This is a genomic window from Nonomuraea sp. NPDC051191, assembly GCF_044455665.1.
Lineage (GTDB): Bacteria > Actinomycetota > Actinomycetes > Streptosporangiales > Streptosporangiaceae > Nonomuraea.
The window spans coordinates 145,915-169,055 of record NZ_JBITEZ010000010.1; the positions used below are offsets into that span (position 1 = coordinate 145,915).

General features: G+C 72.9%; 20 protein-coding genes. 11 read left to right on the forward strand and 9 right to left on the reverse strand.

Annotation, left to right across the window (positions count from 1 at the left end; all coding sequences use genetic code 11):
* The first annotated feature begins 79 nt into the window (after positions 1-79).
* Positions 80-613 (forward strand): copper resistance CopC family protein, encoded by a 534-nt coding sequence (locus ACIA8R_RS28335; RefSeq protein WP_364088102.1) that lies wholly within the window; start codon positions 80-82, stop codon positions 611-613.
* Complete coding sequence (locus ACIA8R_RS28340; RefSeq protein WP_397041279.1) at positions 603-1,595, forward strand: hypothetical protein; 993 nt, start codon at positions 603-605, stop codon at positions 1,593-1,595. The genes ACIA8R_RS28335 and ACIA8R_RS28340 overlap by 11 nt, the downstream gene beginning before the upstream one ends.
* Before the next feature lie 66 nt (positions 1,596-1,661).
* On the opposite strand, the gene ACIA8R_RS28345 is transcribed toward ACIA8R_RS28340, so the two are convergent.
* Genes ACIA8R_RS28345 through ACIA8R_RS28360 form a run of 4 tightly spaced genes read right to left on the reverse strand, consistent with a single transcriptional unit; the run spans position 1,662 to position 5,912 of the window.
* A complete protein-coding gene (locus ACIA8R_RS28345) occupies positions 1,662-3,566 on the reverse strand; it encodes a hypothetical protein (RefSeq protein WP_397041281.1) in 1,905 nt (634 codons plus the stop codon).
* 59 nt (positions 3,567-3,625) lie between these two features.
* Positions 3,626-4,243, reverse strand: coding sequence for a pentapeptide repeat-containing protein (locus tag ACIA8R_RS28350; protein ID WP_397041283.1), 618 nt, complete (start codon positions 4,241-4,243; stop codon positions 3,626-3,628).
* 17 nt (positions 4,244-4,260) lie between these two features.
* On the reverse strand, positions 4,261-5,421 hold the full coding sequence (locus tag ACIA8R_RS28355) for a cation:proton antiporter (RefSeq protein ID WP_352329071.1): 1,161 nt from the start codon (positions 5,419-5,421) through the stop codon (positions 4,261-4,263).
* An 8-nt stretch (positions 5,422-5,429) separates the two neighbouring features.
* The gene (locus ACIA8R_RS28360; RefSeq protein WP_352351134.1) at positions 5,430-5,912 is read right to left on the reverse strand and encodes a cation:proton antiporter regulatory subunit; all 483 of its coding nucleotides are present in this window, start codon (positions 5,910-5,912) and stop codon (positions 5,430-5,432) included.
* A gap of 224 nt (positions 5,913-6,136) precedes the next feature.
* Here ACIA8R_RS28360 and ACIA8R_RS28365 point away from each other — a divergent pair, with 224 nt between their 5' ends.
* The 3 genes from ACIA8R_RS28365 to ACIA8R_RS28375 all read left to right on the forward strand — a co-directional run bounded on the left by ACIA8R_RS28365 (position 6,137) and on the right by ACIA8R_RS28375 (position 8,780).
* The gene (locus ACIA8R_RS28365; RefSeq protein WP_357706505.1) at positions 6,137-6,781 is read left to right on the forward strand and encodes a response regulator transcription factor; all 645 of its coding nucleotides are present in this window, start codon (positions 6,137-6,139) and stop codon (positions 6,779-6,781) included.
* Between the two features lie 93 nt (positions 6,782-6,874).
* The gene (locus ACIA8R_RS28370) at positions 6,875-7,312 is read left to right on the forward strand and encodes an ATP-binding protein (RefSeq protein ID WP_397041286.1); all 438 of its coding nucleotides are present in this window, start codon (positions 6,875-6,877) and stop codon (positions 7,310-7,312) included.
* A 40-nt stretch (positions 7,313-7,352) separates the two neighbouring features.
* Entirely contained in the window at positions 7,353-8,780 is a 1,428-nt protein-coding gene (locus ACIA8R_RS28375) for a PAS domain S-box protein (protein ID WP_397041287.1), read from the forward strand.
* Positions 8,781-8,791: 11 nt separating this feature from the next.
* Here the strand turns inward: ACIA8R_RS28375 and ACIA8R_RS28380 are convergent, their stop codons facing one another.
* Entirely contained in the window at positions 8,792-9,970 is a 1,179-nt protein-coding gene (locus tag ACIA8R_RS28380) for an acetate/propionate family kinase (RefSeq protein ID WP_397041289.1), read from the reverse strand.
* Positions 9,946-12,249 (reverse strand): phosphoketolase, encoded by a 2,304-nt coding sequence (locus tag ACIA8R_RS28385; protein WP_397041291.1) that lies wholly within the window; start codon positions 12,247-12,249, stop codon positions 9,946-9,948. The genes ACIA8R_RS28380 and ACIA8R_RS28385 overlap by 25 nt, the downstream gene beginning before the upstream one ends.
* Before the next feature lie 62 nt (positions 12,250-12,311).
* On the opposite strand from ACIA8R_RS28385, the gene ACIA8R_RS28390 reads away from it, so the two are divergent.
* The 6 genes from ACIA8R_RS28390 (at position 12,312) to ACIA8R_RS28415 (ending at position 18,735) form a co-directional block, all read left to right on the forward strand.
* Positions 12,312-14,018 carry an IlvD/Edd family dehydratase gene (locus ACIA8R_RS28390; RefSeq protein ID WP_364088123.1) on the forward strand — a complete coding sequence of 569 codons (1,707 nt, stop codon included), beginning with the start codon at positions 12,312-12,314 and terminating at the stop codon, positions 14,016-14,018.
* 136 nt (positions 14,019-14,154) lie between these two features.
* Complete coding sequence (pgi, locus tag ACIA8R_RS28395) at positions 14,155-15,786, forward strand: glucose-6-phosphate isomerase (RefSeq protein WP_397041294.1); 1,632 nt, start codon at positions 14,155-14,157, stop codon at positions 15,784-15,786.
* A gap of 1 nt (position 15,787) precedes the next feature.
* On the forward strand, positions 15,788-17,161 hold the full coding sequence (gene zwf, locus ACIA8R_RS28400; RefSeq protein WP_357706493.1) for a glucose-6-phosphate dehydrogenase: 1,374 nt from the start codon (positions 15,788-15,790) through the stop codon (positions 17,159-17,161).
* 28 nt (positions 17,162-17,189) lie between these two features.
* Complete coding sequence (locus ACIA8R_RS28405; protein WP_357706492.1) at positions 17,190-17,546, forward strand: spore germination protein GerW family protein; 357 nt, start codon at positions 17,190-17,192, stop codon at positions 17,544-17,546.
* Positions 17,547-17,563: 17 nt separating this feature from the next.
* Positions 17,564-18,100, forward strand: a complete 537-nt coding sequence (locus ACIA8R_RS28410; protein WP_397041296.1) for a hypothetical protein — start codon at positions 17,564-17,566, stop codon at positions 18,098-18,100.
* Positions 18,097-18,735 carry a LysE family translocator gene (locus ACIA8R_RS28415; RefSeq protein WP_397041298.1) on the forward strand — a complete coding sequence of 213 codons (639 nt, stop codon included), beginning with the start codon at positions 18,097-18,099 and terminating at the stop codon, positions 18,733-18,735. The genes ACIA8R_RS28410 and ACIA8R_RS28415 overlap by 4 nt, the downstream gene beginning before the upstream one ends.
* Positions 18,736-18,789: 54 nt before the next feature.
* Here the strand turns inward: ACIA8R_RS28415 and ACIA8R_RS28420 are convergent, their stop codons facing one another.
* The 3 genes from ACIA8R_RS28420 to pulA form a co-directional block, all read right to left on the reverse strand.
* Entirely contained in the window at positions 18,790-19,512 is a 723-nt protein-coding gene (locus ACIA8R_RS28420; RefSeq protein WP_364088132.1) for a VIT1/CCC1 transporter family protein, read from the reverse strand.
* A gap of 185 nt (positions 19,513-19,697) precedes the next feature.
* Positions 19,698-20,390, reverse strand: a complete 693-nt coding sequence (locus ACIA8R_RS28425) for a hypothetical protein (RefSeq protein ID WP_357706486.1) — start codon at positions 20,388-20,390, stop codon at positions 19,698-19,700.
* 155 nt (positions 20,391-20,545) lie between these two features.
* The gene (pulA, locus tag ACIA8R_RS28430; protein ID WP_397041300.1) at positions 20,546-23,125 is read right to left on the reverse strand and encodes a pullulanase-type alpha-1,6-glucosidase; all 2,580 of its coding nucleotides are present in this window, start codon (positions 23,123-23,125) and stop codon (positions 20,546-20,548) included.
* Positions 23,126-23,141: the final 16 nt, after the last annotated feature.

The window sequence follows — 23,141 nt, forward strand, 5'->3', positions numbered from 1 at the left end:
CGCTCACGACGCGTTCTCCCGCCTGTCCGTGCCCGGACGGCGCCCCGGCGCCGGTCCGGCCGTCCGCATCGGAGTCTCCATGAAGTCCTCCTGGCCCGTCCGCCTGGCCTCGCTCGCCTGCGCCGCCCTCCTGGCGGTGCTGCCGTCCACCGCGGCGCTCGCCCACGACGCGCTGAAGAGCAGCTCGCCGGCCAAGAACGCCCAGCTCGCCACGCTGGAGCAGATCGAGCTGGAGTTCAACGCCCACGTCCAGTTCCCGTTCGTCGTGCTGCACGACGCGGCGGGCAAGGCCGTCGAGGTCGGCAAGCCCCGGCTCGACGGGCCCAAGGTGTTCGCCGACGTGCCCCGCCCGCCCGCGCCCGGTTCGTACGTGATCGCCTGGCGTGTCGTGTCCTCGGACGGACATCCGATCGAAGGCGAAATCCCGTTCGTCATGAAAGGATCAGTTTCGCAACCGGCAGCGGCGCCCTCGACCGTCGAGGAACCGCCCGCCGCGACGGGCGTCCCCGGCTGGATCTGGGGCGGGCTGGCGGTGCTCGTCGTGCTGGGCGCGTTCCTCCTGATCAGGGGTGCGCGCCGAGGCCCTGACCGGGAGGACGTGGATGCTGGTTGAGCGGGCCAGGCAGCTCGCGCGGCAGTGGGTGCTCGACGAGGGCGTCGGCCTGCCGGGGTTCGAAGGGGCGTTCCTGACCGGGTCCGCGCTGTGGGCGGCCCCGGGCACGGAGCTGGACCCCACCTCCGACGTGGACGTGATGGTGGTCGCCGACCCGCCGCCCGCGATCGGCAAGTTCCGCTACGAGGGCGTCCTGCTGGAGGTCTCCGGCATCGCCCGCGTCGGCACCACCCACGAGGTGCTGAGCGACTACCACCTGGCCGGCAGCTTCCACCTGCCCAGCGTGCTGGCCGACCCGACCGGGCGGCTGGCCGAGATCCAGCGCCTGGTGGCCCGCGACTTCGCCGAGCGGCCCTGGATCATCGCCCGCTGCACGCAGGCGATGGACCGGGTGCGTGGCTGGATCAACTCCATGGACGAGAACGCGCCCGTCCCCGAGCAGGTGGCGGCCTGGTTGTTCGGCACCGGCGTGACCACGCACGTCCTGCTGGTCGCCGGGCTGCGCAACCCGACCGTGCGCCGCCGGTACGCCGCCGTGCGCGACCTGCTGGCCGGGCACGGCCGCCTCGACTGGCACGAGCACCTGCTCGACCTGCTGGGCTGCGCGCGGATGACCGTCGAGCGGGTGGAGCGGCACCTGGCGGCGCTGGAGAAGGTCTTCGACGCCACTTCCGGGCTGCGGGCGCCCTCCTACCGCTTCACCTCCGACATCACGCCGGAGGCGCGGGCGGTGGCCATCGACGGCAGCCGCGAGCTGGTCGACGCCGGTCTCCACCGGGAGGCGGTCTTCTGGCTGGTCGCCACATACGCCCGCTGCCTGGACAAACGCGCCGCCGCCGGCGCGCCGCCCGGGTACGAGGAGGGCTTCCAGGAGCTGCTGGCCGACCTCGGAGCCGCGACGTTCGCCGACCGGCGCCGCCGCGGCGACCACGTGCTGGCCGCCCTCCCCAGCCTGTGGCAGACGGCCATGGCACTGTGCTGACCGGCCCGAGGGCGCTGTGCCGACGGCGGCCGACCGCCGTGGGCCGGTCCGGGAAGACCGCGCGGGTCAGGTCCGGCGCAGCGAGCGGGTCAGGCCGGCGGCGATCGTCGTGGCCAGCACCCAGCCGGCCATGATGAGCCCCCAGGCCAGCCACTGCGCGCCGCCCTGCGGGTTGTAGGCCTTCTCCTGGCCGAGGTCGATGATCGGCAGCAGCAGGTCGAGGGTGTAGACCAGCGCGTGGAACGGCGGCGCCTCACCCGCCTTCAGCGGCGGCGGCACGTCGAGCCCGAACACGGCCGTGCCTGCGGCCAGCAGCGCGAGCAGCCAGGCCGCCGCGCGCAGGGGGCGGAAGCCGTAGCCGACGGTGACGTCCTGGAGGTGACCCCAGAAGCGGGCGTACCAGGGGAGGGCCGCGCGGCGCTGCCGCTGACCGGCCAGCAGGGTCTCGCGGGCGTCGGCGTCGCCGCCGAGCCGCCGGTACATGGAGGCCAGCTGCTCGTAGGCGCCCGGCAGGTAGCCGTCGGCGTCGGTACGCAGCCAGCGCAGCCGCCGCGCGGCCGGCAGCATGGGGTCGAGCACCTCGTACGACAGCCCGTCCATGCGCGTCGCCCGCGGCCAGCCGCCGGGGTCGTCCCGCAGGACGCCGATCCGCGCGTAACGTAAGTCCACCAGCCCCTCGACCGGCGCGGCCGGGCGCAGCGCCAGCTCGCGGACCTCCAGCCGCCAGCACTTCAGCGCCACCTCGCCCGGCGCCGCCAGGGTGGCGTCGTCGAGGCACAGGCGGCTGCCGATCTGGGCGCTGGTCAGCCTGATCCGGCCGTGGGCGGAGAAGCCGTCGCAGAGGTTGAGCACCTTGCCCACCGACAGGCCGTTGGCCGACAGGGCGGCCCCGCCAGGGTTGACCAGGGTCGCGCCCTCGAAGTGGACCGGGCCGGTGACCGTGGCGTCGAGCAGGCTGAACTCGCCCTCGGCGCGCAGCCCCCGCCAGGCCAGCAGCGAGCCGTTCACGGTGATCCCGTCGGCGCCGACCACCAGCCCGCCGGGGGCGCTCAGCCGCGCGCCCTCCAGGCCGAGGGTGCCGACGATGACCGAGCGGTTGAGGCGCACCTGGCCCTCGGTCGTCAGCCCGGCCAGGAAGAGCCCCGCCTCGGCGTTGAGCCCGGTGGCGCGCAGCGCGAGCCCGCCCGGCCGCCGGATGTGCGAGCCGCGCAGCGTCAGCGGGCCGGACACGCGGGCGAAGCGCACGCTGACCTCGCCGTCGGCCTCGATCTTCCGCGCGAACAGCCCGACCTGGACGATCAGGTTGGACGCCTCCAGGGCCGTGCCGCCCGGCGTGTTCAGGCGGGCCCGGTCCAGCTCGACCGCGCCGCCGATGCGGGCGGAGGACAGGACGAGCGTGCCGTCGCAGGCGAAGCCGTCCTGGGCGCGCAGGTGGCCGGCCACGTCGAGGTGCTCGCCGTTGAGCGCCGTGCCCGCCGGATGGCTCAGGTGGGCGCCGTTGAGCACGAGGTTGCCGCTGATCCGGCCGCCGGGCAGCCGTAACTCGCCGGTGACGCGGGTGCCGGCCAGCCGCAGGTTGCCCTCGACCTGGACGTTCGAGGCGGTCAGGCCGGGCAGCAGCGAGCCGCTGAAGCTGAGGAAGCGGGTGCGGGCGTGGTAGAGGTCGGGGGCGGCGTCGAAGGCGCAGCCCTGGAAGGTGACGGGGAAGGCGAGCTCGGCGAACGCCAGCTGGAGCACGCCCGTGATCCGCGCCCCCGCCAGGATCAGCCGTGGCTTGGCGGCGGGCTCGTCGAACCCCCCGAGCAGCAGCCCGGCCAGCACCTCGCCCCGGACCGTACGCCCGGCGTCCCAGGACGCGGCGGCGGCGGGGTCGTCGGCGGCGGGGTCGCCGGCGCGCAGGTCGACCGCGCGGCCGTGCGCGAGCGCGGCGGCCACGGCCCGCTCGGCGTCGTTGAGATCGGCGATCGGCACACCGCCATCATCCCCGACCCCGCTCCCACGGCCGAACCGCCCGCGGTCACGGCCTGGGGTCAGGAGCGGACCTCCAGGCCCAGGGATTCGGCGATGACCGTGGCCTGGAAGGGGTCGATGACCGCCTTCTTGAGGGTGACCGCGTGCGGGTCGAGCGTGCCGAGATCGCTGCCGCGCAGGTCGCACCCGGTGAGGTCGGCGCCGTGCAGCCAGGCCCCCGACAGGTCGGCCCGGCGCAGCTCGGCCCCCGCGAGCCGGGCCCCGGTCAGGTCGGCCTCGCGCAGCCGGACGCCGTGGAAGGCGCTGCCGCGCAGGTCGGCGCCGGGCAGCCCGGTGTAGGACCAGTCGCCGCCGTCGACCTTCAGCAGCCCGAAGGTGCAGCCGTCGAACATGCTGCCGGTCAGCTTGCAGCCCTTGAACGTGGCGTCGAACAGCGAGCACCGGCTGAAGAGGCAGTTGAGGAACCGCGCGTCCTCGTGCGTGGAGACGTTGAGCCGCACGTTCCTGAACGTGCACTCCTCGAACGACGACCCCTGGTCGACCAGCTCGGTCAGGTCGACGCCCTGGAACAGGACCCGGTGGAAGGTCTCACCGATGATCTCCGTCCTGTCCCAGTCGTCGGCGTGGATCGTCGTCTCGATCGGGGGCGCGGGCACCCCGTGCTTGCGGTCGGCCATGCGAACAAACTAGCGGATCACGCCTTGTTCGCGATGGCCGTGATGAGCGGCTGGACGAGCTTGGCCGCCAGCGGACCGAACGCCGCCAGGATCAGCACGTACGCGGCCGCCAGGGCCCCGAGGTCGGGATGGGCGCCGGCGCCCACCGCCAGGCCCGCGATGACGATGTTGAACTCACCGCGCGGGATGAGCGCGATGCCCGCCCGTGCCTGACCGGCCTTGCCGATGCCCGCCCGTCTGGCCGCGTACGCGCCCGTCAGGAGCTTGGTCACCATGCTGACCAGCGCCAGCAGCGCGGCCAGCCCTGCCACCGGGAGGATCTTCGCCGGGTCGGTCTGGAACCCGAAGAACACGAAGAACACCGCCGCGAACAGGTCCCGCAGCGGCGCGAGCAGCGCCTGCGCGTCGTGCGCGAGCTGCCCCGACAGCGCGATCCCGACCAGGAACGCGCCGACCGCCGCCGACACCTGCAGCTGCTGCGCCAGCCCGGCCACCAGCAGCGCCAGCCCGACCACCTTGAGCAGCAGCACCTCGGAGTTGGGGCTCGACACGAACGCTTCGATGAAGCGCCCGAACCGCAGCGCCACGACGAGCACGACGCTCACCGTGCCCAGCGCGATGCCGACCGAGATGGCCCCGCTGACCAGGCTCAGGCCCGCCAGCAACGTGGTGAGGACCGGCAGGTAGACCGCCATGGTCAGGTCCTCGAACACCAGCAGGGACAACACCGTCGGCGTCTCCCTGTTACCGATCCACCCGAGGTCGGACAGCACCTTGGCGGTGATGCCCGAGGAGGTGGCGTACGTGACGCCGGCCATGGCGACGGCCGCGACCGGCCCCCAGCCCAGCAGCAACGCGCAGATCGCGCCGGGGGCGGCGTTGAGCACGAGATCGACGATCCCGGCCCGCGCGTTGCTCGTGAGGCTGGTGACCAGCTCGTCGGCGTTGTACTCCAGACCGAGCGTCAGCAGCAGCAGGACGACGCCCAGTTCCGCGCCGACCGAGATGAACTCCTCGCTGGTGGCCAGCGGCAGCACACCGCCCGTGCCGAACGCCAGACCGGCGATCAGATAGAGCGGGATCGGGGAGATGCCGCCGCGCAGCGCGAGCGCGCCCAGAACCCCCAGACCCAGAAGAACAGCACCGAATTCCAGAAAGATGACCGCGGTTTCGTGCACCCGCGGTCCTACCCGTCAGCCAGGATGCCGGCGACGTCCGCGGTGCTGTCCGCGCTCCCCACCACGACCACGACGTCGCCCTCGCGGAAGACGAAGTCGGGGCCGGGGCTGGCGAACACCTGGCCGCCGCGTACGACGGCGACGATGGAGGCGCTGGTACGGGTCCTGACCCGGGCCTCGCCCATGGTGCGCCCGGCGTAGGGGGAGCCCGACGGGATCGGGAGCTGGACGCTGACCAGGCCCTCGACCTGCTGGTGCAGCTGGTTGAGCCGCTGCACGATCCGGGGGGCGCCGAGGAGCTCGGCCAGGGCGTCGGCCTCCTCGTCGTTCAGCTTGACCGTCTGACAGGCGCGGTCGGGGTCGTCCTTGTCGTAGATCACCAGGTCCCGGCGGCCGGTGCGGTGCGAGACGATGCCTACCCGCTGGCCGGCGCGGGTGGTGAAATCGTGCCGAAGCCCGATGCCCGGCAACGCTGTCTGCTCAACCTCCACCTATCCCACCCATCTAAAAAATGCGCATATTTCTGGACAACACTACCAACGCTCCCGGCCCTCCGACCTCCTCGAATCCCGCCCGCCCCCGCCCGGCGGGGAACGCGCGCGGCGTCGCTCCGCCCGTCCGGCCTGGGGGAACGGGCGGCGCGAACGGGCGGCGGGGGCCGGACGCGGGTGGCAGACTGCTGGGGACGTTGCCGCGGGAGAAGCGAGACGAAGCGATGCCGACCACCGCCTCCATCCGGCTGCTGCTCGTGGAGGACCACGCGATGGTGGCCGAGGCCATCGGCCTGGCGCTCGGCCGGGCGCCGGGCATCGAGGTCGTGGCGCAGGCGGGCACCGTCGCCGCCGCCCTCGCCGAGACCGCCCGCCGCCGGCCCGACGTCGTGGTGCTCGACCGGCGGCTGCCCGACGGCGACGGCGTCGAGGCCATCGGCCGGTTCCGGGCCGCCGCGCCCATGGCCCGGGTGCTGGTGCTGACCGGCGAGGCCACCGCCTCCGTCGCCGCCCGGGTGGTGGAGGCGGGCGGCGCGGGCCTGCTGGTGAAGTCGTCCAGGCTGGAGGAGCTGGAGTCGGCGGTGCGCGAGGTGGCCGCCGGCGGTGTGGTGTTCGCGCCCGGCCTGCTGCCCGGCGTGCTCGACCGGCTGACCGGCCGGGTGCGCAGCCCCGGCGCGGCGCTGACCGCGCGCGAGCGCGAGACGCTGCGGCTGCTGGCCGAAGGGGCGAGCACGATCGAGATCGGCGCGCGGCTCGGCGTGGCCCGCAACACCGCGCGCAACCACGTCCAGCATGTCCTGGAGAAGCTCGGGGCCCGGTCCAAGCTGGAGGCCGTGGCCGTCGCGCGCAGGGAAGGGCTGCTCGACTGACGCAGATGCACCAGTACGCGTCCCGCATCCGCACCGGACGCGCTGGTTCCACTGCGTCTCGTGATCGACCCTGTACTGCCCGACAGTTGGAGGATGGGCAGTTTCGCTGCGCCGTACCAGGTGGACACCCGGCTGCCGGAGGAAATGGGCAGCATCACCGCGGCGCGTCAGAGAGCACGCGAGGCGCTGGCCGAGTGCGGCTACCGCGGACGTCGCGAGGACGTCCTGCTCGTCGTCTCCGAGCTGGTGACCAACGCGCTCGTCCACGGCGACGGCCCGCCCGCCTTACGCATCCGCTGCACCTCCTCCCACGTGCGGATCGAGGTGCGCGACTCCGGCGCCGGCCTGCCCGAGCCGCGCGAGCCCGGACCGGACAACGGCTGGGGTCTGCGCGTCATCGAGCTGCTGTCCACCGGCTGGGGCTTCTCCCGCGCCGAGGACGGCGACGACGGCGAGGACGGCGGCAAGGTGGTGTGGTGCGAGATGGCGCAGCACGTCGGCGCGCCCGCCCAGGAGCACTCCCGGGCCTGACCGGGTTCCGGTCTTCCGCCGGACCGTGCGAAGCTGCAGTATGCCCGGTCAAGACAGGCAGTCAGACGACATTCAGCTGCTCGTCCGAAGCGTCGTCGACTACTCGATCTGCCTTCTCGACTCCTCCGGCCACGTGACCAGCTGGAACGCCGGCGCCGAACGCATCAAGGGCTACCGGGCCGAGGAGATCATCGGCAGGCACTTCTCCGTGTTCCACCCGCCCGAGGACGTCGCGGCCGGCCGGCCCGAGCAACTGCTGGGCCGGGCGGCGGCCGCCGGCCGGGTGGCCGACGAGGGCTGGCGGATCCGCAAGGACGGCGCCAGATTCTGGGCCCGCGTGGTCATCACCGCCCTCCGCGACGAGCGGGGCCTGCTGCGCGGGTTCGGCAAGGTCACCGGCGACCTGACCGAGCGCCGCCTGGCCGAGCAGGCGGTGCGCGACAGCGAGGAGCGCTTCCGCCTGCTGGTCCAGAACGTCGTCGACTACGCCATCTTCATGCTCGACGACCAGGGCCGGATCGTGAGCTGGAACGCCGGCGCCGAACGCATCAAGGGCTACCGCGCCGAGGAGATCCTCGGCACCCACTTCTCGGTCTTCTACCCGCCCGAGGACGTCGCGGCCGGCAAGCCCGCCATGGAGCTGGAGGTCGCCGTCGCCGACGGCCGGTGGGAGGAGGAGGGCTGGCGCGTCCGCAAGGACGGCACCAGGTTCTGGGCCAGCGTGGTCATCACGGCCCTCTACGACGACCGAGGCGAGCTGCGCGGGTTCGGCAAGGTCACCCGCGACCTCACCGAGCGCCGCAACGTGGCCCGCGCCCTCGACGAGCGCGGCATGCTGCTGGCCCATCTGGTGCGGGCCCAGGAGATGGAACGCCGGCGCATCGCCTACGACGTGCACGACGACACGATCCAGACCATGGTCGCCGTCGGCATGCGCCTGCGCGCGATGGAGGGCGGCCTCGGCCGCGAGCAGGCCGCCGAGCTCCGGGGCGTCGGCGAGGCGGTCGAGGCCGCCGTCGCCCGCCTGCGCGACCTGACGTTCGAGCTGCGCCCGCCGGCCCTCGACCAGGAGGGCCTGGTCGAGGGCCTGGCCGGTTACCTGCGGCAGGTGACGGCCGGCACCGGGCTGACGTTCGAGATCACCCATCGCCTCGACGCCGACCCGCCGCCCGAGGCCGCCGTCACCATCTTCCGGATCTGCCAGGAGGCGATCACGAACGTGCGCAAGCACGCCCGCGCCACCTCGATCCGGCTCTCGCTGGTCTCGCTCGACTGCGGCGTGCACGTACGGGTAGCCGACGACGGCGCCGGGCCGCCGCCGCACGCGGAGGGGCCGCTGCGGCACTTCGGGCTGGTCGAGATGCGCGAGCGGGCCGAGATCGCGGGCGGCTGGTGGAGCCTGAGCGGCCGCCCCGGCTGCGGGACCACGGTGGACTTCTGGGTCCCCGCCGTCCCCCACCGGCCCTGACCGCACGAGGTTCACGAGCGGGGGAGGACCTCCAGGGCCTGGCGGGCGATCTCCCATTCCTCGTCGGTGGGGATGACCAGCACCGCCACCTCCGCGCCCGGCGGTGACACCGCCCGCTCCCCGTCCGGGCCCGCCGCGTTCAGCTCCGGGTCCACGGTGATGCCGAGCCGGTCGAGCCCGGCCAGGGACTCCGCGCGGGTGGCCGCGTCGTGCTCGCCGACCCCGCCGGTGAACACGATCGCGTCCAGGCGGCCGAGCAGCGCGTAGTAGGCGCCGACGTACTTGCGGATGCGCCGGGTGTAGACCTCCAGGGCCAGCCGGGCCTCCTCGTCGTCGCGGGCCCGTACCTCGCGCATGTCGAGCGTCCCGGCCAGGGCGCGCAGGCCGCCCTCGTGGCTGAGCGCGCGTTCCACCTCCTCGCCGCCCATGCCGCGCACCCGTGCCAGGTAGCCGGCGATCGCGGGGTCCACGTCGCCGGAACGGGTGCCCATCACCAGCCCCTCCAGCGGGGTCAGCCCCATGGAGGTGTCCACGCTGCGCCCGCCGGACATCGCCGTCGCGCTGGCGCCGTTGCCCAGGTGCAGCACGACGAGGTCGAGGCCGTCGAGGTCGCGGCCGAGGAAGGCGGCGGCGCGGCGGGAGACGTAGGCGCAGGAGGTGCCGTGGAAGCCGTAGCGGCGCACGCCGAGCTCCCGCCAGTCCCGCGGCACCGCGTACGTGTACGCCTGCGGCGGCAACGTGAGCTGGAACGCCGTGTCGAACACCGCCACCTGCGGCACCCCGGGGAAGGCCGCCCGCGCCACCCGGATCCCGGCCAGGTTCACCGGGTTGTGCAGCGGGGCGAGCGGCGCCAGGTCCTCGATCGCGGCGATCACGTCGTCGTCGACGAGCGCCGGGCCGGTGAAGCGGGTGCCGCCGTGCACGACCCGGTGTCCGACCGCGTCCGGATCCAGCTCGGGCCCGGCCTCCGCGAACGCCTCCAGCATGGCCTCCAGCCCCTCGGCGTGCCCCGGGAAGCGCTCCTCCCGCACGTACGGCGGCCCGCCGCCCGTCCGGTGCGTCAGCCGCCCGCGCTCCTCGCCGATGCGCTCCACCAGCCCGCGCGCCGGACGCCCGCCGGTGCCCAGGTCCACCAGCTCGTACTTGATCGAGGAGGAGCCGGTGTTCAGGACGAGAATTCGGCCGGCCATGTCCACGACCTGATCTCCGCCGGGTCCTCGCCGTGCTCCCTGGTGTACGCGCGGGCCCGCAGCCGCGCGTCGCTCATCCGCTGCCGCAGGTGCGCCGCCTTGGAACCGAGCCCCGGCACCCGGTCGACGACGTCGATGACCAGGTGGTAGCGGTCGATGTCGTTGAGCATGGCCATGTCGAACGGCGTGGTCGTGGTGCCCTCCTCCTTGTAGCCGCGCACGTGCAGGTTGGCGTGGCCGCGCCGGCGGTAGGCGAGCTGGTGGATGAGCGAGGGATAGCCGTGGAAGTTGAAGATGATCGGCCGGTCCACGGTGAACAGCGTGTCGAACTCGGCGTCCGGCATGCCGTGCGGATGCTCCGACCGCGGTTGCAGCCGCATCAGGTCCACCACGTTCACGACGCGCACCTTCAGCTCGGGCAGGTGCTCGCGCAGCAGCGCCGCCGCGGCCAGCGTCTCCTGCGTCGGCACGTCGCCCGCGCAGCCCAGCACCACGTCCGGCTCGCTGCCCTGGTCGGTGGAGGCCCACGGCAGGATGCCCAGGCCGCGCGTGTTGTGCGCGATCGCCTCCTCCATCGTGAACAGGTCCAGCACCGGCTGCTTGCCCGCCACGATCACGTTGACGTAGTCGCGCGAGCGCAGGCAGTGGTCGGCCACCGACAGCAGGGTGTTGGCGTCCGGCGGCAGGTAGACCCGCACCACCGACGCCTTCTTGTTGACGACCACGTCCAGGAAGCCCGGGTCCTGGTGGCTGAAGCCGTTGTGGTCCTGCCGCCACACGTGCGACGACAGCAGGTACGTCAGCGACGCCACCGGCCGCCGCCACGAGATCTTCTGCGACGACTCCAGCCACTTGGCGTGCTGGTTGAACATGGCGTCCACGATGTGGATGAACGCCTCATAGCAGTTGAACAGCCCGTGCCGGCCGGTCAGCAGGTAGCCCTCCAGCCAGCCCTGGCACAGGTGCTCGCTCAGCACCTCCATCACCCGGCCGCCGGGGGCCAGGTTCTCGTCCGTGGGCAGCAGCTCGGCCTCCCACGCCCGGTCGGTGACCTCGAACACGTCCTGCAGCCGGTTGGAGGCGGTCTCGTCGGGGCCCATCAGCCGGAAGTTGCGCGGGTTCCCGGCGATCACGTCCCGCAGGAAGGCGCCGAGCACCCGCGTCGGCTCGGTCAGCCGGGCGGCCGGTGACTTGACCTCGACGGCGTGCCTGCGGAAGTCCGGCAGCCGCAGCGGCTGAAGCAGCTCGCCGCCGTTGGCGTGCGGGTTGGCGCTCATCCGCAGCGGCCCCCGCGGCACCGTCGCCAGCACCTCCTCGACCGGCTTCCCGCCGGAGCCGAACAACTCCTCCGGCCGGTACGAGCGCATCCACTCCTCCAGCATGGCCAGGTGCGCCGGGTTCTCCCGGACCGCCGACAGCGGCACCTGGTGGGCCCGCCAGGTGCCCTCGACCGGCTTGCCGTCCACCTCGCGCGGGCCGGTCCAGCCCTTCGGCGTCCGCAGGACGATCATCGGCAGCCGCCGGTCCTGGCCGTCCTTGTACTCGGCGATCTCGTCGAAGACGGTGTCGAGGGTGGCGGCCATCTCCTCGTGCGAGGGGCCGACGAGGTGGGGGCGGTAGCCGTACCCCTCCATGAGCTTGAACAGCTCCTGCTCGGGGATGCGGGCCAGTACGGTGGGGTTGGCGATCTTGTAGCCGTTCAGGTGCAGGATGGGGAGCACGACGCCGTCGTGCCGGGGGTCGAGGAACTTGCCGGAGTGCCAGCTCGCGGCCAGCGGGCCGGTCTCGGCCTCGCCGTCGCCGATGACGCAGGCCACCACCAGGCCGGGGTTGTCGAACGCGGCGCCGTAGGCGTGGGCCAGGGAGTAGCCCAGCTCGCCGCCCTCGTGGATGGAGCCGGGGGTCTCGGGCGCGACGTGGCTGGGGATGCCGCCGGGGAAGGAGAACTGGCGGAACAGCCGCCGCATGCCCTCGACGTCCTGCGAGACGTCCGGATAACGCTCGGTGTAGGTGCCCTCCAGCCAGGCGTGCGCCACGGCGGCCGGTCCGCCGTGCCCGGGCCCGGCGATGTAGATCATGTCCTGGTCGCGCTCGGAGATCACCCGGTTGAGGTGGGCGAAGCAGAAGTTCAGCCCCGGGGTGGTGCCCCAGTGGCCGAGCAGGCGCGGCTTGATGTGCTCGGGACGCAACGGCTCGGCCAGGAGCGGATTGTCCAGCAGGTAGATCTGCCCGACGGACAGGTAGTTGGCCGCCCGCCAGTACGCGTCTATGTGGTCCATGCCCTGCCCATTCCTCTACAGGCGATGCTGAATCCCCCGGACTGCCGATAATGTGCCGTCACATGGCACTGCGCAGTTCCCTCTGGTACGCGGGTGACGACCGGAACTCCTACATCCACCGGGCCTGGATGCGCCGCGGCCTGCCGCGCGAGGCGTTCGAGGGGGAGCGGCCGCACATCGCGATCGCCAACAGCGCCTCCGACCTCGCGCCGTGCAACTCCCACCTCGACGAGATCGCCCGCAGCGTCGGCAACGGCGTGTGGGAGGCCGGCGGCGTGCCTCTCGACCTGCCCGTTCTGTCCCTGGGCGAGACGAACGTGCGCCCGACCGCGATGCTCTGGCGCAACCTGGCCGCGATGGCCGCCGAGGAGCTGCTGCGGGCCAACCCGATCGACGGCGTGGTGCTGCTCGGCGGCTGCGACAAGACCATTCCCGCGCTGCTCATGGCGGCCGCCTCGGTCGACCTGCCGGCGCTCGTGGTGCCCGGCGGCCCGATGCTGACCGGGCACTTCCGCGGCGTGCCGCTCGGCTGCGGCACCGACGTGTGGCGGCTCAGCGAGGAGGTGCGGGCCGGCACGCTCTCCCGCGAGGCGTTCCTCGCCTCCGAGTCGTCCATGATCCGCAGCCGCGGCCACTGCAACACGATGGGCACCGCCTCCACCATGGCCTGCATGGCCGAGGCGCTGGGCATGACGCTGCCCGGCACGGCCGGCACCCCCGCCCCCGACAGCCGCCTGCTGGAGCGCTCGCACCAGAGCGGCAGGCTCGCCGTCGAGCTGGTCCGCGCGGGCCGGCGGCCCAGCCACGTGATGACCAGGGCCTCCTTCCTCAACGCCATCGTGACGCTGGCCGCGATCGGCGGCTCGACCAACGCGGTCGTGCACCTGCTGGCCGTCGCCGGGCGGCTCGGCGTCGAGCTGGGCCTCGACGACTTCGACCGCGCCGGCTCCGGCGTGCCGCTGCTGGCCGACCTCCAGCCGGCCGGACGCCACCTGATGGACGACCTGTTCAGGGCCGGCGGGCTGACCGCCTTGCTGCGGGAGGTCGAGGACCTGCTCGACCCGGCGGCGATCACCGTCACCGGCAGGCCGCTGGTCGAGCACCTGGCCGGCGCCGAGATCTGGGACGACACCGTGATCAGGCGGCGCTCCGACCCGCTGCTGCCCGACGCCGGCATCGCCGTGCTGCGCGGCAACCTCGCGCCCGACGGCGCCGTGATCAAACCCGCGGCCGCCTCGCCGGAGCTGCTGCGGCACCGCGGCCGGGCGATCGTCTTCGACGGCGTCGAGGACGCCCGCGCCCGGCTCGACTCGCCCGACCTCGACGTGGACGAGACCTCGGTGCTGGTGCTGCGCGGCTGCGGGCCCAAGGGCTACCCGGGCATGCCGGAGGTCGGCAACCTGCCGCTGCCGCGCAAGCTGCTGGCCAGGGGCGTCCGCGACATGGTGCGGGTCAGCGACGCCCGGATGAGCGGCACCGCGTACGGCACGGTCGTCCTGCACGCCTCGCCCGAGGCGGCGGCCGGCGGTCCGCTGGCCAGGGTGCGCACCGGCGACCCGATCGTGCTCGACGTGGCCGCCAGGAGGCTCGACGTGGACGTCCCCGAGGCCGAGCTGGCCGCCAGGAAACCGGTCATGACCGGCCATGCCCGCCCGGCCCGCGGCTGGGAGCGCCTGTACGTCGACCACGTCACCCAGGCCCACCAGGGCGCCGATCTCGACTTCCTGACGGGCTCCTCCGGCGACGCCGTCGGCCGCGAGTCCCACTGAAGGCAAAGAGTGACCGCCGCCGTGCGCGGAATCATCCCCGTGGGGTACGGGGTTCCCTGTCGGGAGCCCGGCTCAGCGGATCTCCTGCGAGTACGGGACGATGTGATCAGGTTTGGCGACACATGAGGAGGAAGCGGTGAACGGCGACATCAGCCAGAGCCAGGAGTGGGCGGCTCTGGGCAAGCATCACGAGGAGCTGGCGGGAAAGCAGCTGCGTGAGTTGTTCGCGGAGGACCCGGGCAGGGCCGGGCGGATGACGGTGAGCGCCGGGGACCTCTACCTCGACTACGCCAAGCACCGCGCCACCCAGGAGACGATCGGCCTGCTGGTGGCCCTGGCCGAGCGGTCGGGCCTGCGCGAGCGCATCGCCGCGATGTTCGGCGGCGAGCACATCAACGTGAGCGAGGACCGCGCCGTCCTGCACGTCGCGCTGCGCATGCGGAAGAACGCCGAGCTGGTCGTGGACGGCCAGGACGTCGTGGCCGACGTGCACGCGGTGCTGGACAAGATGAGCGCCTTCGCCGACCGGGTCAGGTCCAAAGAGTGGAAGGGCGCCACCGGGCAGCCGATCAGGACCGTGGTCAACATCGGCATCGGCGGCTCCGACCTCGGCCCGGCCATGGCCTACGAGGCGCTGCGCGACTACGTGGACGCCGGCGTCGAGGCCAGGTTCGTCTCCAACATCGACCCCGCCGACATCCTCGGCAACCTGCGCGACCTCGACCCGGCCACCACGCTGTTCGTGGTCGCGTCCAAGACCTTCACCACGCTGGAGACGCTGACCAACGCCAGGGTCGCCCGTTCCTGGCTGGTCGGCGCGCTGGGCGAGGACGCGGTCTCCAAGCACTTCGTGGCCGTCTCCACCAACGCCGAGAAGGTCGCCGAGTTCGGCATCGACACCGACAACATGTTCGGCTTCTGGGACTGGGTGGGCGGCCGCTACTCCTACGACGGCGCCATCGGCCTGTCCCTGATGATCGCGGTCGGGCCCGAGCGGTTCCGCGAGATGTTGTCCGGCTTCCACAGCATGGACCAGCACTTCCGCACCGCGCCGTTCAACGCCAACATGCCGGTCCTGATGGCCCTGCTCGGCATCTGGTACACCGACTTCTTCGGCGCCGAGACCCGCGCCGTGCTGCCCTACAGCCAGCGGCTGCACCGTTTCCCCGCCTACCTCCAGCAGCTCACGATGGAGTCCAACGGCAAGTCGGTGCGCGCCGACGGCAGCCCGGTCACCGTCCCGACCGGCGAGATCTTCTGGGGCGAGCCCGGCACCAACGGCCAGCACGCCTTCTACCAGCTCCTGCACCAGGGCACCCGGCTCGTCCCGGCCGACTTCATCGGCTTCGCCGAGCCGTTCGAGGACCGCGAGGGCATGCACGACCAGCTCACCGCCAACCTCCTCGCCCAGACCAGCGCGCTGGCCTTCGGCAAGACCGCCGAGGAGATCGCGGCCGAGGGCACGCCGCCGGAGATCGTGCCGCACAAGGTGATGCCGGGCAACCGGCCCACCTCGACGATCCTGGTGACCAAGCTCACGCCGTCCACGCTGGGCCAGCTCGTCGCGCTGTACGAGCACATCGTGTTCGTCGAGGGCACGATCTGGGGCGTCGACTCCTTCGACCAGTGGGGCGTCGAGCTGGGCAAGAAGATGGCGCTCGACGTGGCGCCCGCGCTCACCTCCGAGGAGCCGCCGCAGACCTTCCCCGACTCCTCGACCGAACAGCTCGTCCGCAGGTACCGCGAGCTGCGCGGAAGGCAGGTCTGAGATGGGGGAGGGGAAGGCGGGCGCGCTGGTCCTGTTCGGCGTCACCGGCGACCTCGCGCGCAAGATGCTGCTTCCCGCGCTCTACCACCTGAGCGCCGACGGCAGGCTCGACCTGCCGATCATCGGCGTCGCCAAGACCGACATGGACCTCGACGGGCTGCGCGAGCACGCCCGCGAGGCCTGCGGCGGCGTCCAGGACGCGGCGTTCGAGAAGCTGGCGGGCAACCTGCGGCTGGTGGCGGGCGACTACCGCGATCCCGAGACGTTCGCGAAGCTGAAGGCGGAGGTGGAGGGCAAGGGGTTCCTCGTCCACTACCTGGCGGTGCCGCCCGCGCTGTTCTCCGTCGTCGCCGAGGGGCTGGCCGGGGCCGGGCTCAACGACGACGCCAGGCTCGTGGTGGAGAAGCCGTTCGGGCACGACCTGGACTCGGCGCGCAGGCTCAACGACGAGCTGCTGAAGTACTTCGACGAGGACCACCTGCGGCGGGTCGACCACTTCCTGGGCAAGGAGCCGGTCGAGGACCTCATGGTGTTCCGCTTCGCCAACATGCTGCTGGAACCCCTGTGGAACCGGAACTACGTGCGCAGCGTGCAGATCACCATGGCCGAGGACTTCGACGTCGCCGACCGCGGGGGCTTCTACGACGCCAACGGCACGGTCCGCGACGTGGTCCAGAACCACCTGCTGCAACTGCTGGCCATCCTGGCGATGGACCCGCCGCCGTCCATGGACGCCCGCGCCCAGCTCGACGAGAAGTGGCGGGTGCTGCGCGCGGTCCAGGCCATCGACCCGGCCCACGTCGTACGCGGCCAGTACGACGGCTACCTCGACACCCCGGGCGTCCGGCCCGGCTCCACCACCGAGACGTTCGTCGCCATGCGGCTCTACATCGACAGCTGGCGGTGGGCGGGCGTGCCCTGGTGCATCCGCTCGGGCAAGGCGCTGCCCACCACCGACCTGGAGATCGTGGCCGAGCTGCGCAGGCCGCCGGTGACGATGTTCCGGGGCGGCGACGTGCCGCCGGGGCCGAACCTCATCAGGTTCCGGCTGCAGCCCGACGCCGGGGTGACCTTCGACGTGCTGGCCAAGGAGCCGGGCAGGCAACGGACGATCCCGGTGCCGGTGAGCGTCGACTTCACCAAGGTGCTCGGGCCCATGGAGGCCGCCTACGAGCGCATCCTGACCGACGCCGTCAGCGGCGACCCGCGGCGCTTCGCCAGGTTCGACCTGGTGGAGGAGTCGTGGCGGATCGTGGGCCGGCTGCTCGACCTGCCCGACCGGCCGATGCCGTACGAGAAGGGCACCTGGGGGCCGGAGCCGGCCGAGAAGATCGCGCCGGGCGGCTGGCACGAGATCTCCACCACGTTCGACTAGCGGCCGATCCGGGTGAACGATGAGGGCCATGGACATCAAGGAGCTGTTGGAGCAGTCGAAGGACGTCGTCACGGTCAGGCGCGTCTTCGGCGAGCCGATCCGCCACGGCGACGTCCTGGTCGTCCCCGTCGCCCGGGTCGCCCAGGGCGGCGGGGCCGGCCACGGGCAGGGCCTCGACGAGAAGGGTGAGGAGAGAGGCAGCGGCGGCGGTGGCGGCTTCGGCTACAGCGCCACCCCCGCCGGGGTGTTCGTGATCAAGGACGGCGAGGTGCGGTGGCGTCCGGCCGTCGACGTCAACCGGATCGTGCTCGGCGGCCAGCTCGTCGGGCTCGCCCTGGTGCTGACGATCCGGACAATCTTCAAGAAGTGGCATCGCAGGAGGTAACGGGCACATCCACTGATGTGCTGATCGATCTGCTCGACGCCGGGCTGCCCGGACACGACGCCCTGGTGCCCGGCTCCAACCTGCCGGTGCGCGTCACCCCGCTCGGCGGCGGCACGTCGCTGGTCCGCCTCCCGCCCCGGTGGAGCCGGCCCGGCCGCGGCCACTACCTGGCGGGGGAGGAGTTCGTGCTGCTGGAGGGCGAGCTGCGGGTGTCAGGAGTGACGTACCTGCCGGGGGAGCACGCCTGGCTGCCCGCCGGCGCCCTGCGCCACTCCTGCGCGGCGCCGGCGGGGGCGCTGGTGTGCACGTTCTTCGACGGCGAGCCCACCTGGGTGTCCAGCGACGCGGACGAGCCCGACGGGCCCAGCCAGCGCACCCCGCTGTGCACCGTCGTCATCCCCGGCGGCGGGCTGCCGCTCACGCCTCACTCCGTCCTGCTGGACACGCCCGTCACGCTCGACCAGCCCGCCGAGATGATCACGGTGCCGAGCTGGACGTGGGAGGTCTCCACCTTGGTCCCGGAGGGCCGGGTCCTCGTAAGGTGGACGCCATGATGATCTCTTTGCCGCATTTCGTGGCTTTCGGTGCCCTGGTGATGCTCGGGGCGATGTCGCCCGGCCCCGACTTCGCGGTCGTGGTCCGCCGCTCGGCGTTGTCGGGCCGGGGGCACGGCATGGCGGCGGCGGCCGGGATCGCCGTGGGCGTGGCCGTCTGGGTGGTGGCCGCGGGCACCGGCGTGGCCGCGTTGCTCGCGGCCTCGGCCATGGCCTTCACCGTGGTCAAGGTGGTCGGCGCCGCCTACCTGCTCTACCTGGGGGTCAAGGCGCTGCGCGCGGCCCTGCGCAAGGGCGGCCCGCTCGACCTCGGCCTGCCGGGCCCCGCGGACAACGGCCCGTGGGCGGCCTTCGCCGAAGGGCTGCTGACCAACGTGCTCAACCCCAAGGCCGCGCTGTTCTTCGTGGCCCTGGTGCCGCAGTTCGTGAGGGAGGGCACCGCGCTCGGCGGCACGCTGCTGCTGTCGGCGGTCGCGCTGGCCGGCACGGTGGTCTGGTTCCTCACGGTGGCGAACGTGGTCGGCACGCTGCGCCGGGTGTTCGCCCGGTCCGGCGTGCGCAAGGCCGTGGACGGGCTGACCGGCGCCGCGCTCATCGCCCTCGGCGTCAACCTGGCCGTCGCCGGCCGCCCCTGAACGGCCTCCCGGGGGCCGCTCCTGGGCGGGCGCTTTTGGGCGGGCATGCCGGCGTCAGGAGACGGCGACGCCGAGCAGGTGCCCGAGGCCGAAGGTGACGGCGGCGGCACCCGCGCCCAGCCCGAGCTGGCGCAGGCCGCCCAGCCACCACGGCCGCGCGGTCATCACGGCCACCGCCGCGCCGAACCCGAACAGCGCCACCATGCTCAGCGCCAGCGCCAGGAACAGCCCCGACGCCCCGAACAGGAACGGCGCCAGCGGCACCAGCGCCCCCATCGCGAAGGCCAGGAACGACGAGCCCGCCGCCAGGTAGGGCGAGGGCAGGTCGTCGGGGTCCACGCCCAGTTCCTCGCGCACGTGCACGCGCAACGCCTGCTCCGGATCGGCCGACAGGCCCTCGGCGACGCGGCGCGCGAGGTCGGCGTCCAGGCCGCGCGACCGGTAGAGGGCGGCCAGCTCGGCCCGCTCGCCGTCGGGATTGCGGGCCAGCTCGCGCCGCTCCACGGCGATCTCGGCCCGCATCAGCTCGGTCTGGGACTTCACCGACGTGTACTCGCCCGCCGCCATCGAGCACGCCCCCGCGACCAGGCCCGCGAACCCGGCGAGCACCGCGCCACGTCCGGCGCCCGCGGCCCCCACGACTCCGGCGATGAGCGCCACGTTGGAGACCAGCCCGTCCATCGCCCCGAACACCGCCGGACGCAACCAGCCGCCGGTGACGTCACGGTGGCTGTGGTGCTTCTCAGGAGAGTAGGGCCTAACAAGCTCGACAGTCATGACAATCCTCCCCTTAATGGCAATTCGCCACGGAATCTAGGCCCTTCCGGCATGATCCGCAACGAAGGAGAGGCTAGCCTGATCTGCGGTTTTCCCGCCCCGCACCCACGTTCCCCCCATTCCGGGACGGGCACGCGGACGTCCCCCGGAACCCGTCGAGCGGGCGCCGGAGGGACGTCACCGGGTCAGGCGTGTGCCGGCGCGGTGGAATCGGGCACAGTGGAATCGGGCGTGGCGGCCGGACGGGTGGCCTTCGGGCGGCGGATGAGCGCCTCGCAGTCGGCGATCGTCTCCTCCAGCAGCCTGCGCAGCAGCGCGTCGGGGTCCTTGATGCACGCCTGGACGATGCCGACCACGGCGAGCTGCACCGCGTTGGGCGCCGCGTACCGGCGGAAGCCCTTCTCGGTGATCTTGGCCGCCCGGCTGAAGCGCCTGGCCTGCTCGGCCGCGTGCGGCACCTCCTCCATCGCCCTGCGGCTCGCCTCGCTCAGCCGCCCGGACGGCGCGCCGTCGAGCCTGGCCAGCATCTCCTCGGCCGCGAGCACCGACACCGCCAGCGCGAGCTGGCGTTCGGCGGCCGCGACCGGCAGGGCCGTGGTCGCGCAGCGCAGCGCGATGTGGGCGTCGATCCGCAGGTCGTCGCCCGCCAGCCCGATGATGGACGGCACCAGCCCGACCAGCTCGGCGCGGCTCTCGTCGCCGGTGTTGTCGTTGACCAGGCGGGCGAGTGCGGCCAGCAGCGGATGGGTGCAGGCCGGATGGTCGCTCCACCGCTCTCCGGCCAGATAGGACGCCAGTTCCATGAAACAGGCGCCGCGTTTCGGGTTGCGATGCCTGCCGCGGGACAGGACCGGCATGTGATCAAGGTGATTGTCCACGGGTGCTCCATGCTCCACGCGATCGCCGTCTATCCAGTTTGCGCTGTCGTGCGCGTCAAAGCCAGTGATCGGGCATCTTCCACAGGCAATGGTTCCCCCAGGCGAGGCGATCATTCCTCAACCGCTATTCACGGTTATGGCACCAGAAATTCGATTTAAGAGGGATTTTCGGCACTTATTACGAAAACGGCTGCTGTGCGGGCCGGAACCGTCAGCGTGCCGCCCGCCGGGTCGTACGACGACCGCCTGACCACCTCGTCCGCCGAGGCGGCCTGAACGGGATGCAGCGCCACCCGGCGGCCGGGCGGGGCCGCCACCGCCCGCGTACCGGGTGAGGGGGTGGCGTTGAGCACCACGATGACCGCGTCCCAGCGCGGGTCCAGCCCCGCGGTGTCCACGCGCATCACGATCACGCCCTCGTCGCAGGCCGGGAACGACAGCCGCCGCCGCACCTCCTCCGCCGTCCCGAGCGCGAACGCCGGGGTCGAGGCCCTGATCCGCAGCAGCTCCCCGAACGCCGCCCGCGCCGCCCCGATCGCCGCGCAGCCGGGACGCAGCGCGGGGTCGGCCAGCAGCGGCCGGGCGTACGGCCAGGCGGCCTCGTTGTCCGCCCTCGGCGGCAGGCCCGCGCCGAACCCGTTGCCCGCCGAGCAGTCCCACAGCAGCCGGTTGAACCAGTCGCCGGAGTCGTAGGAGTTGCGGTCCAGCGACTTCGAGCGCAATCGCTCGCTGCCCGCGTGCACGAACGCCGCCCCCTGCCCCAGCAGCACCGTGGCCAGCGACAACACCTGCATGCGCACCCGGTCGGCCATCGGCGTGCCCGCCGGCAGCTTGTAGGCCAGCGCGTCGAACAGCGTCTCGTTGTCGTGCGCGTCCACGTACGTCACGACGTCGTCCGGGCGGGCGGCGTAACCGGCGGGACCGCCGTTGTGGACGACCTCCGAGCCCTTGCGGCCCGAGGGCAGCACGTAGTCGCGCAGGCCGCCGGCCAGGCCGAGCATGACCAGGTCGGTGCAGTGGCGCAGGCGTTCACGCTGCTGCTCCTCCGGGCCGTTGGCCGCGGCGCCGTTGGGCGCGCCGGCCAGGCCGGAGCCGAACCCCTGCACCCGCGGGTCGGCGTCGAACGGGCTGCCGCCGCGCACCGCGTCCCGCAGCCGGTCGTCGAACGTGCCGATGCCGGTGCCGGCCATGTTGGCCTGCGTGGCCTGCTCGAACCTGGCGTCGCCGGCCACCTCGCCGAAGCTCCAGCCCTCGCCGTACAGGATGATCGAGCGGCCGTCCACGCCGTCGCGCTCGGGGGTGAGCGCGTCGAGGGCGGCGCGCACGGCCAGGATGTTGGCCTTCGGGTGGTGGCCCATGAGGTCGAAGCGGAAGCCGTCCACCTTGTACTGCCTGGCCCAGGTGCGCACCGAGTCGACCACGAGCCGGCCCATCATGGCGTGCTCGGGCGCGGTGTTGGCGCAGCAGGTGGAGGTGGCCAGGGAACCGTCCTCCAGCAGGCGGTGGTAGTAGCCGGGGACGATCGGGTCCAGCACGTCCGCCGAGTGGGTGTGGTTGTAGACCACGTCCATGACCACGCGCAGGCCGGCCTCGTTCAGCGCGGCGACCATGGCGCGGAACTCCCTGATCCGCTCGTCCGGGTCGGTCGCGTACGAGCCCTCCGGGACGGTGTAGTGCAGCGGGTCGTAGCCCCAGTTGAAGGAGTCGCGGTCCGCGGTGAGCGCCACGATCTCCTGCTGCCGTTCGGAGTCGGGCGGCAGGGCGGCGAGGTCGTGCTCCGGCTCGGTCCTGTCCGCGCGGCGCTCGGGAATCGTGGCCAGGTCGAACACCGGCAGCAGGTGTACGTGGGTGAGCCCGTCCGCGGCCAGCGCGCGCAGCTCGCGCATGCCGTCGCCGTCCCGGCAGAAGGCCGCGTACGTGCCGCGCAGCTCCTCCGGCACGGTCGCGTCGGAGGCGGAGAAGTCGCGGACGTGCAACTCGTAGACGACCGCGCGGTCCAGCGGGACCGGCTCGGGCTTGGCCAGCCGGTCCCAGCCGGGCGGCTTGAGCGCGGGGTCGTCCAGGCTGACCAGCCTGCTGCGCACGCCGTCGGGCGCGGCGGCCAGGCTGTAGGGGTCGGTGACCTCGCGGGTGACGACGCGGCCCGCGGCGGGGGAGTAGACGGTGACGAGATAGGTGTAGTCCCTGCCGTACCAGGTGGGCAGGCCGCGGATCGACCACACGCCGGTCTCCTCGTCCAGCCGCATCGCGTGGACCCGGCCGCCGAGCGCCAGCTCCACCCGCCGGGCGGTGGGCGCCCAGAGTGCCAGCCGGGGCAGCAGCCGTCCCGACGGCCCGAGCCGGGCCCGCGTGGCTGCGGCGTAGACGTCGTCGAGCACGCCCGGGAGCTGCACGCCGGTCGCGGCGGCCACCGCGCCGGACCCGTCGCGGGCCACGGCCAGGACCTGGCCGCGCAGGGCCTCCCTCACCAGCCCGACGTCCGCGGACGGCAGCTTGAGCGCGGCGCGGTCGGCCAGGTGCGGCCAGGCCCGCCGCCGCTCGTCGTCCAGTGTGCCCGGGGTGAGCGGGATGGTCAGGGTGTGGCCGGTCAGGCGGCCGTCACGGCAGGCGATGCCGCCGTCGGGGGCACAGGCCAGCGCGTGCGACAGCGACGGATCCACCGTCCAGGCGACCGTCTCCCTGTCGATCCAGTGGGCCCGCGCCTCGCCGTCGCCGTCCGCGGTCACGTAGATCATGGTGCCCGTCCGCGGG

Bases quoted from the DNA above. Each gene is read 5' to 3' on its own strand.
- ACIA8R_RS28340 (WP_397041279.1), top strand. From the start codon at position 603: ATGCTGGTTGAGCGGGCCAGGCAGCTCGCGCGGCAGTGGGTGCTCGAC.
- ACIA8R_RS28415 (WP_397041298.1), top strand. From the start codon at position 18,097: ATGATGATCTCTTTGCCGCATTTCGTGGCTTTCGGTGCCCTGGTGATG.
- ACIA8R_RS28375 (WP_397041287.1), top strand. From the start codon at position 7,353: ATGCCCGGTCAAGACAGGCAGTCAGACGACATTCAGCTGCTCGTCCGA.
- ACIA8R_RS28420 (WP_364088132.1), bottom strand. From the start codon at position 19,512: ATGACTGTCGAGCTTGTTAGGCCCTACTCTCCTGAGAAGCACCACAGC.
- ACIA8R_RS28350 (WP_397041283.1), bottom strand. From the start codon at position 4,243: ATGGCCGACCGCAAGCACGGGGTGCCCGCGCCCCCGATCGAGACGACG.
- ACIA8R_RS28370 (WP_397041286.1), top strand. From the start codon at position 6,875: ATGGGCAGTTTCGCTGCGCCGTACCAGGTGGACACCCGGCTGCCGGAG.
- ACIA8R_RS28380 (WP_397041289.1), bottom strand. From the start codon at position 9,970: ATGGCCGGCCGAATTCTCGTCCTGAACACCGGCTCCTCCTCGATCAAG.
- ACIA8R_RS28335 (WP_364088102.1), top strand. From the start codon at position 80: ATGAAGTCCTCCTGGCCCGTCCGCCTGGCCTCGCTCGCCTGCGCCGCC.
- ACIA8R_RS28385 (WP_397041291.1), bottom strand. From the start codon at position 12,249: ATGGACCACATAGACGCGTACTGGCGGGCGGCCAACTACCTGTCCGTC.
- ACIA8R_RS28405 (WP_357706492.1), top strand. From the start codon at position 17,190: ATGGACATCAAGGAGCTGTTGGAGCAGTCGAAGGACGTCGTCACGGTC.
- ACIA8R_RS28390 (WP_364088123.1), top strand. From the start codon at position 12,312: ATGGCACTGCGCAGTTCCCTCTGGTACGCGGGTGACGACCGGAACTCC.
- pulA (WP_397041300.1), bottom strand. From the start codon at position 23,125: ATGATCTACGTGACCGCGGACGGCGACGGCGAGGCGCGGGCCCACTGG.
- zwf (WP_357706493.1), top strand. From the start codon at position 15,788: ATGGGGGAGGGGAAGGCGGGCGCGCTGGTCCTGTTCGGCGTCACCGGC.
- ACIA8R_RS28365 (WP_357706505.1), top strand. From the start codon at position 6,137: ATGCCGACCACCGCCTCCATCCGGCTGCTGCTCGTGGAGGACCACGCG.